The sequence below is a fragment of the Trinickia sp. Y13 genome, assembly GCF_029522115.1.
Taxonomy (GTDB): Bacteria; Pseudomonadota; Gammaproteobacteria; order Burkholderiales; family Burkholderiaceae; genus Trinickia.
Genome location: NZ_JAKWFK010000055.1, coordinates 1 through 661, shown reverse-complemented (window position 1 = coordinate 661; position 661 = coordinate 1). Strand labels below are relative to the sequence as shown.

Here is a 661-nt window from a genome sequence, read left to right as displayed (position 1 = left end):
CAGGCTGTTGAAAAACCTCCCGCAGACGTCATCCGAGCGGGAGGGGTAAACGTTGAAACAAGGAATCGACCAACACTGAGAGCGAAGCGATGCGCGGAGCGGACGGCTACACCGAGACGATGTTCACGATGGCGAAGCTCGATGACTTCGTTCCGGCCAATCATCCGCTGCGACCGATTCGCCTCTGGCTGAACGACGCTCTGAAGCGCATGGACGGCGTGTTCGCGCGCATGTACGAGAGCGACGCGAAAGGCGGCAGGCCGAGCATCGCGCCCGAGAAGCTGATTCGCGCGTTGCTGCTGCAGGTGCTGTATTCGATTCGCAGCGAGCGCATGCTGATGGAGCAAATCTCCTACAACATGCTGTTTCGTTGGTTTGTCGGCTTGGCGATGGACGATGCGGTGTGGGACCACTCGACGTTCAGCAAGAACCGAGACCGGTTGCTCGCGCACGACGTCATCGTGGGTTTGTTCAACGAGACGGTGGAGACGGCGCATGCACGCGGTCATCTCTCGGGCGAGCACTTCAGCGTCGACGGCACACTGATTCAAGCGTGGGCGGGCCATAAAAGCTTCGTGCGCAAGAGCAAGTCCGATGACGATACGCCGCCCGAGGGCGGTGTTCGCCAACGCGAGGATTGGCACGGCGAGAAGCGCAGCAA

1 protein-coding gene is annotated in these 661 nt (G+C 60.5%); it reads left to right on the top strand.

Features of this window, described 5'->3' with window-relative positions; genetic code table 11:
• Window positions 1-89: 89 nt before the first annotated feature.
• A partial coding sequence (locus MMB74_RS27345) for an IS5 family transposase (RefSeq protein ID WP_277431717.1) occupies window positions 90-661 on the top strand: 572 nt, incomplete at its 3' end.